This window comes from Desulfovibrio sp. 7SRBS1 (assembly GCF_049723905.1).
Lineage (GTDB): Bacteria > Desulfobacterota > Desulfovibrionia > Desulfovibrionales > Desulfovibrionaceae.
This window is the reverse complement of the sequence record NZ_JBJKFD010000001.1, coordinates 4,334,447-4,349,298: the sequence shown is the minus strand read 5'-3', so window position 1 is coordinate 4,349,298 and position 14,852 is coordinate 4,334,447. Positions and strand designations below refer to the sequence as shown.

The window sequence follows — 14,852 nt, the reverse complement described above, 5'->3', positions numbered from 1 at the left end:
TTAGCTTTTGGCGATTTTGACCTGGGACCCGGTCCAGACGGGTGCTCCGGTGCCGGGTTCGGGGCTGGCGGTCATGATTTTGGAAACGTTTGCGCCTTTGCCTTCGGTAAAGACGTCCCAGGCGGTGTGGCCCAGCCCCAAAGGAGCGGAAACAACGCCGGGCATGACCGTTTCGTCAATATTGACGCGGGCTTCGATTTCGCCGCGCTGTCCAACCACCTTGACCTTCATGTTCTGAGAAACACCAGTTTTTGCGGCTGTTTCCGAGCACATGGCCACGAACATGTCCTTGCCTTTCAGTTCGTCGTCCCGAATTGTCAGCAGGTTGTAACCGGGGGTGGCCATGCTGCCGGACCCGATGTTGAGCTGATACTGAGGAGCCAAAAGCAATGCATCTGTTCCAGCCGGTTTAGCGGCCTTGGAAAGGACCATGGGAGCCAGAGACAACTTACTCTGATCAACGGTTTCTATGGTGACCCAAGCCTGTCCCGCGGCCAGAGCATCGCCCAAATCGCCGTCCAATGCGGGCGCATTGCCCTGGGCGACGGCTTCGGCGGGAGCTGCCTGCGAGCTGAGGAATCCCCCCACTCCGGCGACGGCTTCGGACTTGGCCATGAGCACGCCTTCGAATGTTTCAAAACCAAGGTCGAGCCCAAGTTTGGGTGCCACGGCCAGCAATATGTCCGTAGCGGCCCTGGAGTCGGTCAGCGGATCGATTACCGGCTGTGCAAGGCTGAAGCTGGCGACTCCCGATCCATAGGGAGTTTCCAGGCTTTCGAAACGTTCGAGGCACATGGGGTTGGGCAGGATGAGGTCGGCCTTGGCGGCTGTTTCGTCCATGAAGGAGGAAAAGCTGACCACAAAGGATACCTTGTCGAGCACCTTGTTCATGGCGTCGGTCTGCGGCAGTGCGTACCTGGGGTTGGCCTCGTAGCACAACAGCACGCTGGGGACCGGAGTTTTTCCGCCGTCGACCTGCAGCAGGTAATCGACCAAATCGCCAGCCATGATGTCGGCTCTGGAAGCTGCGCCCGGAACCACCGTGGGCAGCTCGGGAAGGGCACGGACACCGCCGGGCTTGTTGATGCGGCCCAGCAGGATGTTCAGTGCCATGCCAGCCACGAAACCTGCCGGGCTTCCGCCCTGGCTGATGGGGCTGCCACAGACGATGACCGGAGACTTGGCAGAGGCAAGGGCCTTGGCCACGTTCTTAAGCGTCTTGGCAGACACGCCGATGGCTTCGGTGACTTTGGCGGGCGTGTAATCGGCGAGTACCAGGGACCGGAAGGCGTCGAAGCCGTCCACATCCGCGGTAGCGCCCATTTCCAGGAGATAGTAGGCGACACCCAGGGCGAAGGCGGCTTCATTGCCGGGTGCCACGGGAATCCAGAGATCTGCTACTGCGGCGGTGCGGTTCTGGACCGGACCGGCGTAGCAGTACATGGCCTTGGCCTCTTCGCCAGCCGGGCGGTTGGCGGCAAAGGCGCGGCCGTTGCGGCCAACGGGGCCCCAGGAATCGAAAAGATCCGGCCCGATGATGAGCACGGCGTCGCTGTTTTCCAGATCGAACCCTACATGCCCTTTGCCGTTCATCAGGCTGTGCCAGGATTTGGCGGCCAGATGGTGTTCGCTGGGCATGATGAAGAAATCCTTGGAACCGAGCCCGCTGAGGAATCCGGAGAATACCTCGTTAGCCGTGCCGGTTTCGTCCCCCGATATGGCAGCGACCTTGCGGCCCGCACCCTTGATTTTTCCGGCAAGCAGACCGAGCGCCGAATCCCAGTCGATGGGCTCGAACTTGTCGCCGTTTTTCTTCATGGGCTGCTGAATGCGCGCCGGGCTGTACAGCATCTGTACTTCGGGCGCGGCCAAGGCGTTGATGGCCCCGGCGGACAGCGGGTTGTCCGGATTGCCGAGGGCTTCCACAGGGTTGCCGTTGACAGTCAGAACGTGAATAGGGCTACCCGCCGCATAGGTTTTGCTGATGGCGGGTTTCTTTTCCAGTGCGCCGTATTTAAGGCGGGGGATCCAGGACCAGTTCTGCGACCAGATGGACACGTCGTCCAGGGTCTTCCAGATAACCGGCGTGCCCAGCAGGCCAAGCGTGGCTCCCGCGCCGAACGCGATGAAACTTCTGCGGTTTACACCCATTTTATACCACCCCTTTCCTTACTTGTGACACACGAAGCAGGCGTTGCTGACACCGTTCTCGGCATGACAGCGCTCACACTTCCACATTTTCATGGTGTAGTTGGTGTAGCCGGTGAGAATATTCTCGTGGTAAACCGGCGCTTTCTCAGCATTGCCAACGTCGGGATGGCAGGAGGTGCAGTCCTCGCTTTCGTGGGCGATATGGGAAAAATACACGTTGTCGGGCTGATGCTGGTAGTTCAGCCAGGGCACCGCTTTGCCAGGTTCGACATACTCGGTGACGAGCTTGTCGATGGCTTTTTCGGCAGGCGTGTCGCCTTCCGTAACGTCGGAATGGCAATCCGCACAGGATTCTGTGGTCGGAAAGCCGTTGTAGGATCCATCTTCGCGGAAATAATGACAGTCTTCACATGCCATACCCGCATCTTCCATATGGATCTTGTGGTTGAAGGGAATCGGCTGCGTTTTCGCGCTGTACATCAACTGCGGGAAAACAAACCAGCCGAACCCAAGGGCCAGGATCAACCCGAGGAGGAAAAATACCACTCCTCCGGACTGCGATGAGGTATTCCGGTCCATACACTCCGCCCCGTTGAGAGTTCTTAAAAAAAAGCCAATTCGTTTGGAATCCTTGTCGTTCTAAGAGAGAGGCCATACCGTGTCAAGCACTTACGAAATTATTCACGAGCTCTTTTCTCAATTTTTCCTGGTGTTACGGGCAATTGTGCATTTTTTGTCACACAAGCAAAAAAACAAATTTTTCACCAGATTTCACTTGAATAAGTTGGTTGATCAACCAAAAAGCTATTCCATAGAACGCCACCATTCATTATTTTGCAACATATTTTTCGATATAATTACACGTTTCAACGCAAATTATTTAAGAAAAGAGGCACTCGCTACAGAATAGTTTCTTCCCCTGGCTCCACCTCCCGAAGACAAACCCCAGCAGATTGTCGTCCGTACAAATTGAGAAACCTAATTAACTGTATTTAAACAATAATTATATGCTATAGGTCCCATAAGCCTTCTGTTTTTTGGGCGTATTTTTACTCCAAACCAAGTTACTGGATTCATGTGAACAAAAAGAGTATTGGAACGTCAGTTTATTACGGGCGCACCACCCGGGGCAATCCCGGACGAATGAGCGCCCACAATAATATAGGGAATCACGACGCTTCGGCGTTGCTTCCAACCATCTCTATCATCGGCAGAGGCGGCTCCACGGGCCAAATGGAGCCGCCTCTCCATTTTCAACTCGCACCTTTCTTATAATTGCCAAAAGGACTTCTGCCGCGTATTTTTTTTCCAAGAAGGACCAGGTGGTTCTCTTTTTTAAAAATTCGTGTCGGAGGTGCCATGGAATATAACGAAACCATAGCCAGCGAACTGGAACCTTTGCTTCCCAAATTCTTTGTAAACGCCCGCAACGATCTTGAAACTTTGCGTAAGGCACTGGCAGAGGGACGTCTGATCGACGTGCAGCGCATCGGCCATTCACTCAAGGGAGCCGGCCTTGGATACGGCTTTGTTGGATTAGGTGAAATTGGAAAGGCCATTGAGGCGGAGGCCGCCGCAAAAAACACACCTGAAGTTCTGACCCAGTTGTTTTCCCGGCTTGAAGACTATCTGGACTCGGTTCGGGTGACGTTGCAAGACGAGAACTAAAAACTACCTCCCTGTGGGAAGAGGGAATTCTCCGACAATCCACCGTCGTTCATCTTACGCTTTGTCCGTGGGCAGGCGCACATAGAAACGTGTTCCCTTTTCCTCATCGCAGGTAAATCCCACTTTTCCCCCAAGATGATTTTCCGCAAACAGCTTTATACTGTACGTTCCAATGCCGCGGCCCGCCCCTTTTGTTGAAAAGGAGCGTTTAAATATGAGGGCCTGGGCCTTTTCCGGAATGGTCCCAGGATTGTGGACGTAGAACTCCCCCACCTCTCCCTTTCTACAGCATCCCAAAGTAACTCTTTCCCCGGGCAGAGCAGCTTCGAGCCCATTTGTGATCATATTTACCAGTATACGGCCCAGCAAGGTTTTGTCAGTCTGCAGTGCAAACGACTGGCTGTCCGCATCCATTTCCAGAACTCTGCTGCTGAGCAGTTCTTCCTTGAACACCCCCTGCAGGATTCCTCGGCAGAAGGCTATGGACTCCACTTCAGACTCTTGGAGGGACAGTTTGCCGTCCTCCGCATCGAGAAGCAGGCGTTGGGAACGAATTTCATTTATAATACGTTCGGACAGTGTTTCCAGCCGTTCCATAATCTCCTGAGGATCTTGAACAACCCCCTGGTTGGCCAACTGAACAAATCCTTTTATGGCCGTAGCCGTATTCAGGATGTCGTGAAAAAAAATCCTCTCAAGCACCCGCCGCCGTTTTTCGTCTTCATTAGGAAGCAGCATGAACATGGTGAATTGCTCGTCGGCCAAATCGAATGTCGCCGCCCACACGCGAAAGTCCACGGCCCGTAGGGTTCCTCCGTCGTCGAGGAGCAGAAAGCATTCCTGTGCGGATCGTTCTTTCTTGCGGCTTTCCAGTATGGCCTGCACCGCTCCGCAAAACCGGCAGGCCCGGCTGGTTCCGCACCCGCTGGCCTGCTGCGCATTCCCACAGCCCAATATTTCGCCGGGCCGCCGCCCCAATATCTGCTCCAAACTTACCTTTGCCATGGCGACTGCGGCTTGGTTGGCGAATACAATCTGGCGATTGCAGTCCAATATGAAAATGAAATCCGGACAATAATCCAACAACTGCCGGATAAGGGCTTGCGAGGATATCAGCTTGTGCCTGGCAAGGATTTGCGAGGGTGTGGACCGCTCGGACGACGCGAAATGAGTCTGCAAATCGACCATATATTTCTCCGCTTTCTGAAACTTCCGCCCGTGGCGCTCTCCCCGTGTACCACACAGAACACCGTCGAGCATGCAATTGATAGCATTTTCAACCTTTTGTTCCAACCACTACTTGATTTTTATGCAATTATAATCACAAAGAGGTCGCCACTTGCTTCCAAAGCCATCAAGACTTATTCCTAGGTCAGACATACATATGAAAATCATGCAAACCTCAGGAGACACTAATGCAAACCACCATAGAAGTAAGCTATGATGAGAAAATCAGCCCCGCCTGCGTCAAAACCACTTTTGCAGACGGCAAGACTATCCAGGCCGACCTGCCTGCCGACAAAGGGGGAAACGATACTGCCCCCAACCCTGTTGAGTTGCTCCAGGCCGCTATTTGCTCTTGCGCCGCCATGTATGCACAGCGTTTTTTTGCACAGCATAACCTGGACCCCAAGGGCCTTACCATGAAGACGGAAGTGAACTTCGATGAACAGGAAAGCAAAATAGAAACAATGACCCACCACTTTACGCTGCCCGAAGGCTTTCCTGAGAAGTACAGAAATGCGTTCATCCGTACCGTGGAACAATGCACGGTTAAGAAGAACATCCTCACGCCTCCCGATTTCCAGGTGACTCTGGATTAGTCGCCGCATTGAACAACGGCACTTTTTCCTGTTGACGCAGCACCGGCGCATTGTAGTATAGTTCATAAAGCGTCCCTTCCGGCAGGCCGACACATCTGGCGGAAGGGACGCAAATCCCCCACCTCAGCCTCAAGGAGAAGTGCCATGAAAAAAATCTTTCCCTGGTTGGCCGTGGCAGCCCTCATGCTGCTCGCCGCCCCGCTGCACGCGGCCATGTCGGCCCCGTCAGCCCCTCTCAAGCTGGCCTACTTTCCCAACAAGGTGGTCATGTACCCGCACTCGGCCCACGCCGAATTCAAGTGCGTGAAGTGCCATCACGAACCCGATGCAAACGGCAATCCGCAAAAGTGTACCACTTCGGGCTGCCATGACGTGTTCGACAAAAAGGTCAAGTCACCCGAGTCGTTTTATCAGCTTGCGCACGCGCGCACCAAAGCCGACCCGATGTCCTGCCTGGGCTGCCACAAGGAGCAAGCCAAGGCGCAAAAGTGGGATAAGGATAAGAAGAAGGCGCTTACAGGGTGTTCCAAGTCCAAGTGCCACCCATAAACCCAGGTGGCTTGTGGAACTAAAAACAAAGAATCCCGGCGGGGTATCCCGCCGGGATTCTTTTATTGCATGTCCAGACACGTACGGCAGCCGAAATGCCGATGCTACAAATACAAAAAGCCGGGAATTACCCGGCCTTTCGTATCTGAAATATAACCAGGATGTACGTTATTCGCCGAACAATTCCTTCGCACCCTTGAAGACAACGGAAGTAATTTCGTACTCCACCTTGCCTTTGGGAATGTCCACAAGCACTTCGTCGCCTTCCTCCTTGCCCAGCAGGGCACGGGCAACCGGGGCGAGGATGGAAATGCTGCCCTTGACGTAATCGGTCTCGTCCGGGCCGAGGATTGTGTAGAGCTTGCTTTCTCCGGTTTCCACATCCTCGATTTCCACTGTGGCACCGTAGGTCACGGTTTCGCCATCCAGCGTGTCGAGATCTATGACATTGAAGCTGGGCATGCGGGATTCGATAAAACGAATCTGCGCTTCAATCCACCCCTGGCGTTCCCTGGCGGCGTGGTAGCCTGCATTTTCCTTGAGGTCGCCTTCTTCCCGGGCTTCGCCAATGGCTTTGCTGACCTCGGGGCGTTGCCGCTTGAGGTCGTCCAGCTTTTCCTTGACCAATTCATACCCCTGAATGGAAATTGGGATACTGTCCATTACTTCGTTCTCCTTCGAAAGTCTCAAATCGAGCGCGTCGCCCGTTCCTAATCTATAAGGAAGCAAAAAAGGCGTTCGGTTTGTTCCTGACCGCCCCCATGGCGGCCACCCCCGAAAACGACCAGAGGACGCGGCATGCGCCCTCAAAGTGGTGTCGTGTATTCATGGAACGGTTGCGATGAAGCCAGCCTGCGGCGTTTTCGGTTTACCCTGGCCGGTGATTCAGGTGGCATTGCGGCTGCGAAGTAGCCTTACGGAACTTCCGCACTCCCTGTCAATTATCTTCTTGTCGAACACAAAAAACGGGAACTTCGTCCGTACCGGCCTGAGCACCTTACTCCATAACAATCTTCATATCAAATATGAAAAAAAACAGTCTGATTATTCCCTCCCCCTCAATGCCGTAACTCCCGTGCCATTACCGCCATAAAAGCGCTCCGCGCCTGCCGTTCAAGCCAGGGCGAGTGCCCGCAGCGGGGCAATGACACGAACTGAAAATTGTTGAGCACCGCGGCAAGAGGTGCTTGCACCCCCTCGCAGCCGTGGGGATCGTACTCCCCCTGCACAGCCACTACCGGGCAAACGATCTTATGGCCCAGGCGTAAAAGTTCACCGCTGCGCCGCATGGCTTCTGCCTCGTTCCATACGGCCACGTGCTGCTGCAAATTACATCCCGTTTCCTGGTGCCCGTTTTTCTGATGCTCTTTTTCCTGAGAATCTTCTTCCTGACTTTTTTCAGGCACGGGATCATAGGAATCGGCCTTGTTCATAAGCTGCCCGAACCGCTGCAACAGGCCGTCGGCTTCCGCCCCTCCCTTTTGCAGCCCGGAAACAAGCCGAGGGACCTCGGCCCGCTCGTCGGGAGACAGCCGGGCAAGACGGCACTCCATTATGCCTTTGGCGTACCGTTGCTCGAAAGGACCGCTTCCCACAAGAATCAGCTTGGCGACCAGTTCGGGAAACCGGGCCGCAAACATCCAGCCGAGCCACGCTCCCCAGGAGTGGCCGACAAGAAGAAAGGGCGGCTCACCGCAGGTGGTGAGATCGTCATGCAACTCCGCCAGGAGTTCGGAAACACTGTTTTTTGTCTGCCAAGGTTCCAGCAGGCTGCACAGCCCGCTCAGAGCCCTGCACAAAGAAGCAGCCGAGCCGGGTGCGCCGGGACCACCGTGCAGCACTGCGGCCCGGTAAGGGGCCGCGCCATGACTGCGGCAGTACAACGGGTGAGGAGGAGCAATCACGCAACAATCCATGCAAGACGAAAAGTCAGTCCCGTCGCATTCAAATGTTTTACCAGGCCTTGGTGCCCATTATTTCCTTCATCTTGGACTCGGTGCCCTTTTCCACCAGAACCAGCTTACGGTACTTGGCCTTCTTGACCCGTTCGGCCAGGGCATCGATGTCCGCAGGCTTTTCCATAAAGTCCATGGCTCCCAGTTTCATGGCTTCGATGCCCTTTTCCAGGGTGGCCTGCCCGGACAGCAGAATGACCTGCATTTCCGGATGGGTTTTCTTTATCTGCCGTAGAACCTCCAGCCCGTCCATTCCCGGCATCTGCAAATCCAGGACAATGGCGTCGTAGGCCCCGTTGTCCACCGCATTTACGGCTTCATCGCCGGACGTGGCCGTACTGACCTCCATACCGCGAAGTTCCATGCGTTGGGACAGATTCTCCAAAAACTCTTTTTCGTCATCGATAAGCAAAACCCGTTCTGCCATTCTTGTATCTCCTCTCAAAGGCTTGCTGGCTTACAAATCTTCCTGGTTATCCGCGGACCATGTGGGCGGGAATCCAAACGTTCAGGCTGCCTTCAGCCGCGTCGTGGTCCATCCGTGCCCCCACGCCCTCGGCCAATCGGGTCAGTTCCTCGGCCGGTTTCATGCCCTCGGGCAGATATACGCCCCGCAGCGCCAGAAGCACGCCGTCGTCGCCATTGCTGAGTGCGAATCGCAGCCGGCTCCCTCCGCCGTCCGTCGTATCCACCGCAAAACGAAGCATTGCAAAGAGCAGATGCTCCACGGCGTACAGGTCCGCCTCGATAGTAACCTCGTCGCATTCCTCCACGTCAAGCTTCAGCCCCTTGCTGGCGGCAACCCGCTCGCCAATGCCCGCCATAAGCTGCATGGTTTCGAGCAGGCTGAAGGAATGCACGTCCTGGTCCACGCTGTGGGCAAAGGAATTCATACGGCGCACGATATTGTCGCCCCGCTTGACCTGCCCCAGAATGGACCGGGCCACAAGTCCCAATTTCTCCGGGTCCACAGGACGCCCCTTGGCCGACAAAAGGCAAAGGTCGTCCAGCAGGCCTGCCCCCTCGTTGATAACGGCAAGAACGTTCTTCATTTCGTGCGAAATGGAAGCGTTGACCTGCCCGAAAAACCGCAGTTCGTCGCGATTGGGCACGGTTGCCGACATGTCGTCACGAACGTCTTCCCCAATGGGGTGTTGCTGGGTTTTCACGATGATTCTCCAGGCCGGGACGAGGCTCCCACGGCCAGATGTATTTTTTCGATCAACTCACCGATCTGTACGGGTTTGATCAGATAGTATTCCGCCTCTGCCGAGCCGATCCGGAAGTCGTTTTCCGAGCCGTGGCCCGAAAGAAAAATGAACTTCATTTCCGGACAGATGGAAGACAGACGACGGCGCAGGTCCAGTCCGCCTATGCGGGGCATTTTCATGTCCAGCACGGCGACGTCAAAGCAACCGGTCTGTGCCTTTTCCAGTGCGTCTTCCCCGCTTGCCGCCCAGTCTGCATCAATCCCCCGCATTTCCAGCCGCTCGGCCATGGTTGCCACAAACTCGGACTCGTCATCCACAAGCAGTATCTTCATGCGTTCCCCTTCTCCTTGGGCTGCGGACGCAGCGGCAGCGTGATGGTGAAGGCCGTTCCAACGCCTTCCTCACTTTCCACCTGCATGTGTCCCCCCAGTTCCTGGACCAGACCGAAGGTGATGAACAGTCCCAGTCCTGTTCCCCCGCTTCCTTTCTTGGTGGAAAAGAAGGGCTCGAAAATTCGTTTCAAATGTTTTTCCGGAATACCGCACCCGTCGTCCCGCACTGTAAAGGAGAGTTCCCCGTCCTGCACATAGGCGGAAATGGTCAGGTTGCCCTCGTCCTTCATGGCCTGGAAGGCATTGGTCAAAAGGTTGAGCACCACCTGCTGCAATCGGCCCTTGTCCGTATGCAGCCAGGGCAGGTCGTCGGGAATGTCCAGATTGATGCTGATGCTGCGGTATTCCGCCTCCTTGTTCAGGAAGCCGACCACCTCGCCGACCAGCCCGCGGAAATCAATTTCCTCGACGGCCACGTCCAATTGGCGGGCAAAACCGAGCAGCCGCTTGGTGATGGTTCCACAACGCCGCACCGAAAACAGAATGGAGTCGATGGAACTCATCAGCTTGGGATCGTCCTGGTATTCCTTCTTCAGGGTGAAGAGATCCTGAATAAGCCCGGCCTTTTCGTTGATGATGGCCAGAGGATTGTTGATCTCGTGCGCCACCCCTGCCGCAAGCCGCCCGATGGACGCCATGCGGTTGGTATGCTCCATGTTTTCCAGGGTTTTCACCCTGGTCTGGTCGGCCATGAAAATCTTGCTGACCATCCGGGTGGCCACCCCGACAATAGCCATCAAAATAAGGAGGATGCTTATGGACAGCAGCCAGATGAGTTCAATCCGGATGGCTTCCCACGGACGCATCAACCTGGAAGTGTCCTTGACCACCATGAGAATGAACGGCGTATCCGAGATGTAGGCGTAACCGGCCATGACCTCGGTGCCGTCCTTTTCCTTGGTTTCCAGCACCCTGGTGCTGTCGGAGTAGCCTGGCACCGGCAGCCCCACGGGCGAGAGAACCCGCCCATGGTGGCGCGCCGGTGTTTGCAGCACACCGTTATTGTCGATGAGAAAGACATCCCCGCCCGCGTTCAGATCTATGGACGAGAGCAGATTGTTGAATTGTTCCGTATCCAGCGTGGCCCGCAAAACGTAGCGCTCGCCATTTACGGAACCGGGACAAAGCACGGCCACGATAATATGCGGCACATCCCGGAAGCCGAGAAAAACACCACTTATATACGTTCCGTGTTCAAGGGTGTTGCGGAACCATTCCTGGCCCGCATAGTCCCGCCCCTGAAGATTGTAAGGCCCGATGTAGGCGACCTGGGTGCCTGTGGCACTGATGAGGCCGAGATCCATGAACCCGCCGAAGCTCCTCTTCAGGGAATCCAGAATGCCTCCCAGCCGTTCCGGCTTGCGAAGCGTCTCTATGGTCTCCTTGTGGACAACGTACTGCAGGGCATTTCTCCGCTCCCCAAGGTAGTGGTTGACCACCCGCCGGGTATTGGACGTCACCCGTGCCAGATTCAGCAGGTTTTCGGACTTCAGCGAGTGTTTGGTTACGCTGTAGTCGATGAAGGTCATCAGCATAAGCGGAACCAGAGCCACGACGGCCAACAGAACAACGGCCTTGCGCCACGTACTGCGGTAGTCGAACAGACCGGCGATGCGATCGCCTTCCTGCTGCTTGCTGTCCCAGAAATCGGGTTTGAAACGTCCGAAAAAGCTCATGCCCCACCTCGTTGGCTGTCTGCCTAACCCCTACTTGGAATCGCGAATCTTATCGTTTGCCGCCTTGAGCGTTTCGCTCAGAACGTCAATGTCTACCGGTTTGTGCAGGTAGGCAAACGCACCGAGTTCCATGCAGATCTCCCTATCCTTATCCGATCCGTGTCCCGTCAGGATAATGACTTCGATTTCGGGGCGGGTGCTCTTGACGCGGCGCAACACCTCGATGCCGTCGATACCGGGCATCTTGAGGTCGAGAATCATGACCTCGGGTTGGTCGTCGTTCAGCAAATTCAGAGCGGATTCGCCATCGTACACTACTGCGGAGCCCATGTCCCGCAGCAACAGGCGCTCGGACAAGGTTTGCACGAATTCCCTCTCGTCGTCCACCAGCAGAACCTTGGACGGGAGTTCGAAGTCCGCCTTGCGGTAAATATCGGTCTTGTGAAATCCCTTGCCCACGCGGGCTGTAACGCTCTTCACCCCGTCAACTCTGGAAGCGACTTCCACCAGTTCTTTTTCCAGTCGTTCAAGCATGAGCACATGCTTGTTGATGGTAAGGGTAACGTCCCCTTTCCGGGATGAAACTCCCACATTGTGGCCTTCACCCACCAAAGCGGTCTCGACCTTGGCGGAGAGCAGGAAGTCCAGCACCGCAGCCCGGCTGGATTCGGAAACACGCACCGCCGTATTTCCGGCCTGCTCGCGAATCAGGGCGACGCATTCGTCCACGCCTGTACTCGTCACCGGCAGAACCATGTCGTACAGCTCCTTGCTCCAGGGATCGTCCACGCCCTTGAGCAGCTTGACCCAGTCGGCCCGGTCTTCATCGTCCTTGCGGATGAGTTTTTGCGCATGTTTTTCCGCGTAGCCTTCCTCCTGCCTGGCAACGGCCAGACGCTCCTTGATGCCCGCAATCAGACAGACGCGCAGCAGGTGGCCGATATCGTCGGGAGGCAGCTGGGAGGCAAATCCGGAAAACAAAAAGTTTTCCCCATCAAGCAGCCGATGCGCCATAGCCAGGCGAAGCCAGGCCACTGCCCGTTCCTTCTCGTGGCTGAAGGCATTGAATATGGAGGTTCCCGCCGTGAAGGCGCGAGCCAGTTTTTCTTCGGCCATGCCCGACAATGCGGCGGCTTCCGCCACAACATCCTGGTCCGTGACCAAAGTATAGCCGTCCGTGTCCAGCAAACGCTGCACCACGTTTCCGGCCTGACAAAACAACCCGTTGAAAACAGTAATGACTGGCATTGTTTTTCTCCCGTGTTTAGTCGCTAGGCCAGACGACAGGCCGAGGTAAGGGGACAGGAATCTTCACTGCCGTCCTCGTGCGCCAACTTGTGCGTGGCTTCAATGGCCCGTTCCATGGTCGAATAAATGTGGTCCTCGCCGATCTTCTCCAGCAGGTGGGTACGCTCAAGCACGGCCATGACGGCTTCGTTCACGCCGCTCAAGGAGATATCCACGCCGTTGCTGCGCACGCGGTCCACAATAAGGGATAACGCTTCTTCGCCCGAGGCGTCCATGTCGTTGATGCCGTTGGCGACCAGAATGATATGCCGCAGCTTCTTGTTCCGCATCATGCGGTCCGTGATCTGGTCTTCCAGAAAACTGGCGTTGGCGAAGAACAAGGGACCGTCGAAACGAACCATGGCGATGTGCTCGCATTCACGCAGGCCAAACGCCATGGCGTCGCACAACACTTCCTTTTCGTTGCGGGACAGGCTGGCGATACGGGGACGCATGCTCTTGTACAAGAACACGCCCAGGGAAAGACCGACGCCCACCATGATGCCCTTGTCCAGATGCGGGGCAAAGGCCAGGGTACAGACAAAGGAAATGATGGAGATGGCGCCGTCGTACCATTGGGCCTTCCAGGCATGGATGAAACCGGACGCGTTGATGAGCCCGATAACCGCCATCATAATGACCGCCGCCAGAACAGCCTGGGGCAGATGGTACAGCAGAGGCGTGAAAAACAGCAGGGCAATGACGACCATCAGCGAGGTGAACACGCTGGAAAGTCCGGTAACCGCACCAGCCTGGAGGTTGACCGCGGAACGGGAAAAGGAACCCGAGGCAGGATAGCTTTTGCCACAGGCGCCCAGAATATTGGCCAGCCCCTGGCCGATGAGTTCCTGGTTAGGGTCAAGACGCTGGCCGGTTTTGGCGGCCATGGCCTTGGCAATGGAAATGGCTTCCATGAAGCCCAGCAGAGAGATGATGGCCGCATACGGCAGCAGCTGCACCATTACACCAAAATCGACCTTGGGCATGGTGATGGAGGGAATGCCGGAAGGTACGGTTCCGACCACGGCACCGCCGCCCATCATCTTGAGGGAGCTGGTATCGAGCTTGGTGTTGCCAACCTTCAGCCGCCAGGTCCGTCCGTCGTCCTTCAGTCCGGTGGGAACTTCGCCCTGCGGGTAGAAAACCAGCCCGCCGTCGGTTTCCACGCCCGCCATGAGCACGTTGCGCAGACCTTCGCGAAGCACGTGTGCCTTCTGCTTGAGCTGGTTGATCTTCACGGTCAGCACACGCTTGTCATGCTCCACATCCAGCTGGGCAATGGTTTCGCCTTCCTTTTTGGCCTGTTCCAGCTTGGCAGCCAGTTCGGTACGCTGCTGGGCCAGGTCGTCGATGCCTTTGATCGCCGCATTGAACTCCACCACGGAGGCACGCATGCTTTCCGAACGGAAGGCATCCAGGTCGGCCTTGGAGTCGTGGTTGAAGCCCAGCCCCCAGGACAGGGCCGTGGTTACCACAACCGCCACCAGCACGTTGGGGATACGCGGGTTGATGCGTTTGAGCACGATCATTATGGCAAAGGCCAGCACCCCCATTCCCAATGTTGGCAAGTGGGTGTAATGAAATGCGTTTGTCACCACGTTGATGATGGTCTCATAATGGTGGGGGGACTTGTCCACGTACACGCCGAACATCTTGGAAAGCTGGGATGAGGCGATGATGATGGCGGCGGCGTTGGTAAAGCCGTTGACCACCGGGTGGGACAGAAAGTTGACCACCAGCCCCAGGCGCAGCACGCCCAGCATAAGCTGGAACACGCCGACCATGAGGGCCAGCAGAATGGCGTAGGCGATGTAGCCGGAACTGCCCGCCGTGGCCAGAGGTTCAAGGGATGCGGCGGTCATCAGCGAGACCACTGCCACCGGGCCGGTGGCCAGCTGACGGCTGGACCCGAACAGGGCCGCCACCAGCGGCGGCAGAAACGATGCATACAACCCGTAGTATGCAGGCATGCCCGCAAGCTGGGCATAGGCCATGGACTGGGGGATCAAAACCAGCGCAACGGTCAACCCCGCAATGGCATCCGCCCGCAGCGCCGCTCCGTTGTACCCCTTGATCCAACCAAGAAACGGAAAAATTTTCATCAACATGACAACCACTTCCTCTGTCTCTGTCTTACGTG

Annotated in this window: 14 protein-coding genes; 3 read left to right on the top strand and 11 right to left on the bottom strand. The window is 56.2% G+C overall.

Going from position 1 to position 14,852, the window contains the following annotated elements:
* Together qrcB and qrcA are read right to left on the bottom strand one after the other, a co-directional pair.
* Complete coding sequence (gene qrcB, locus ACI0FJ_RS19180) at positions 1-2,151, bottom strand: menaquinone reductase molybdopterin-binding-like subunit QrcB (protein ID WP_424306122.1); 2,151 nt, start codon at positions 2,149-2,151, stop codon at positions 1-3.
* Positions 2,152-2,169: 18 nt separating this feature from the next.
* Positions 2,170-2,730, bottom strand: coding sequence for a menaquinone reductase multiheme cytochrome c subunit QrcA (gene qrcA / locus ACI0FJ_RS19175; RefSeq protein WP_424306121.1), 561 nt, complete (start codon positions 2,728-2,730; stop codon positions 2,170-2,172).
* 780 nt (positions 2,731-3,510) lie between these two features.
* Here qrcA and ACI0FJ_RS19170 point away from each other — a divergent pair.
* Positions 3,511-3,819 (top strand): Hpt domain-containing protein, encoded by a 309-nt coding sequence (locus tag ACI0FJ_RS19170; RefSeq protein WP_424306120.1) that lies wholly within the window; start codon positions 3,511-3,513, stop codon positions 3,817-3,819.
* 54 nt (positions 3,820-3,873) lie between these two features.
* Here ACI0FJ_RS19170 and ACI0FJ_RS19165 read toward each other — a convergent pair whose 3' ends face one another.
* On the bottom strand, positions 3,874-5,007 hold the full coding sequence (locus tag ACI0FJ_RS19165; RefSeq protein WP_424306119.1) for an ATP-binding protein: 1,134 nt from the start codon (positions 5,005-5,007) through the stop codon (positions 3,874-3,876).
* 227 nt (positions 5,008-5,234) lie between these two features.
* Here ACI0FJ_RS19165 and ACI0FJ_RS19160 point away from each other — a divergent pair, with 227 nt between their 5' ends.
* Positions 5,235-5,642, top strand: a complete 408-nt coding sequence (locus ACI0FJ_RS19160) for an OsmC family protein (RefSeq protein ID WP_424306118.1) — start codon at positions 5,235-5,237, stop codon at positions 5,640-5,642.
* Positions 5,643-5,786: 144 nt separating this feature from the next.
* Positions 5,787-6,191, top strand: coding sequence for a cytochrome c3 family protein (locus ACI0FJ_RS19155; RefSeq protein ID WP_424306116.1), 405 nt, complete (start codon positions 5,787-5,789; stop codon positions 6,189-6,191).
* 168 nt (positions 6,192-6,359) lie between these two features.
* Here the strand turns inward: ACI0FJ_RS19155 and greA are convergent, their stop codons facing one another.
* From greA to ACI0FJ_RS19115, 8 genes are all read right to left on the bottom strand, one after another.
* Complete coding sequence (gene greA, locus ACI0FJ_RS19150) at positions 6,360-6,854, bottom strand: transcription elongation factor GreA (RefSeq protein WP_424306114.1); 495 nt, start codon at positions 6,852-6,854, stop codon at positions 6,360-6,362.
* 395 nt (positions 6,855-7,249) lie between these two features.
* A complete protein-coding gene (locus ACI0FJ_RS19145; RefSeq protein ID WP_424306112.1) occupies positions 7,250-8,095 on the bottom strand; it encodes an alpha/beta fold hydrolase in 846 nt (281 codons plus the stop codon).
* 49 nt (positions 8,096-8,144) lie between these two features.
* Complete coding sequence (locus ACI0FJ_RS19140) at positions 8,145-8,573, bottom strand: response regulator (protein ID WP_424306110.1); 429 nt, start codon at positions 8,571-8,573, stop codon at positions 8,145-8,147.
* A gap of 46 nt (positions 8,574-8,619) precedes the next feature.
* Positions 8,620-9,315, bottom strand: a complete 696-nt coding sequence (locus tag ACI0FJ_RS19135) for a hypothetical protein (protein ID WP_424306108.1) — start codon at positions 9,313-9,315, stop codon at positions 8,620-8,622.
* Positions 9,312-9,689 (bottom strand): response regulator, encoded by a 378-nt coding sequence (locus ACI0FJ_RS19130; protein WP_424306106.1) that lies wholly within the window; start codon positions 9,687-9,689, stop codon positions 9,312-9,314. The genes ACI0FJ_RS19135 and ACI0FJ_RS19130 overlap by 4 nt, the downstream gene beginning before the upstream one ends.
* The gene (locus ACI0FJ_RS19125) at positions 9,686-11,425 is read right to left on the bottom strand and encodes a sensor histidine kinase (protein ID WP_424306104.1); all 1,740 of its coding nucleotides are present in this window, start codon (positions 11,423-11,425) and stop codon (positions 9,686-9,688) included. Before ACI0FJ_RS19125 ends, ACI0FJ_RS19130 begins: the two co-directional genes overlap by 4 nt.
* A gap of 30 nt (positions 11,426-11,455) precedes the next feature.
* Positions 11,456-12,673 (bottom strand): response regulator, encoded by a 1,218-nt coding sequence (locus ACI0FJ_RS19120; RefSeq protein ID WP_424306102.1) that lies wholly within the window; start codon positions 12,671-12,673, stop codon positions 11,456-11,458.
* A 23-nt stretch (positions 12,674-12,696) separates the two neighbouring features.
* A complete protein-coding gene (locus ACI0FJ_RS19115) occupies positions 12,697-14,820 on the bottom strand; it encodes a SulP family inorganic anion transporter (protein WP_424306100.1) in 2,124 nt (707 codons plus the stop codon).
* Positions 14,821-14,852 lie beyond the last annotated feature (32 nt).

Bases quoted from the DNA above. Each gene is read 5' to 3' on its own strand.
- qrcB (WP_424306122.1), bottom strand. From the start codon at position 2,151: ATGGGTGTAAACCGCAGAAGTTTCATCGCGTTCGGCGCGGGAGCCACG.
- ACI0FJ_RS19115 (WP_424306100.1), bottom strand. From the start codon at position 14,820: ATGTTGATGAAAATTTTTCCGTTTCTTGGTTGGATCAAGGGGTACAAC.
- ACI0FJ_RS19160 (WP_424306118.1), top strand. From the start codon at position 5,235: ATGCAAACCACCATAGAAGTAAGCTATGATGAGAAAATCAGCCCCGCC.
- ACI0FJ_RS19140 (WP_424306110.1), bottom strand. From the start codon at position 8,573: ATGGCAGAACGGGTTTTGCTTATCGATGACGAAAAAGAGTTTTTGGAG.
- ACI0FJ_RS19120 (WP_424306102.1), bottom strand. From the start codon at position 12,673: ATGCCAGTCATTACTGTTTTCAACGGGTTGTTTTGTCAGGCCGGAAAC.
- ACI0FJ_RS19130 (WP_424306106.1), bottom strand. From the start codon at position 9,689: ATGAAGATACTGCTTGTGGATGACGAGTCCGAGTTTGTGGCAACCATG.
- ACI0FJ_RS19155 (WP_424306116.1), top strand. From the start codon at position 5,787: ATGAAAAAAATCTTTCCCTGGTTGGCCGTGGCAGCCCTCATGCTGCTC.
- ACI0FJ_RS19165 (WP_424306119.1), bottom strand. From the start codon at position 5,007: ATGGTCGATTTGCAGACTCATTTCGCGTCGTCCGAGCGGTCCACACCC.
- greA (WP_424306114.1), bottom strand. From the start codon at position 6,854: ATGGACAGTATCCCAATTTCCATTCAGGGGTATGAATTGGTCAAGGAA.
- ACI0FJ_RS19170 (WP_424306120.1), top strand. From the start codon at position 3,511: ATGGAATATAACGAAACCATAGCCAGCGAACTGGAACCTTTGCTTCCC.
- ACI0FJ_RS19125 (WP_424306104.1), bottom strand. From the start codon at position 11,425: ATGAGCTTTTTCGGACGTTTCAAACCCGATTTCTGGGACAGCAAGCAG.
- qrcA (WP_424306121.1), bottom strand. From the start codon at position 2,730: ATGGACCGGAATACCTCATCGCAGTCCGGAGGAGTGGTATTTTTCCTC.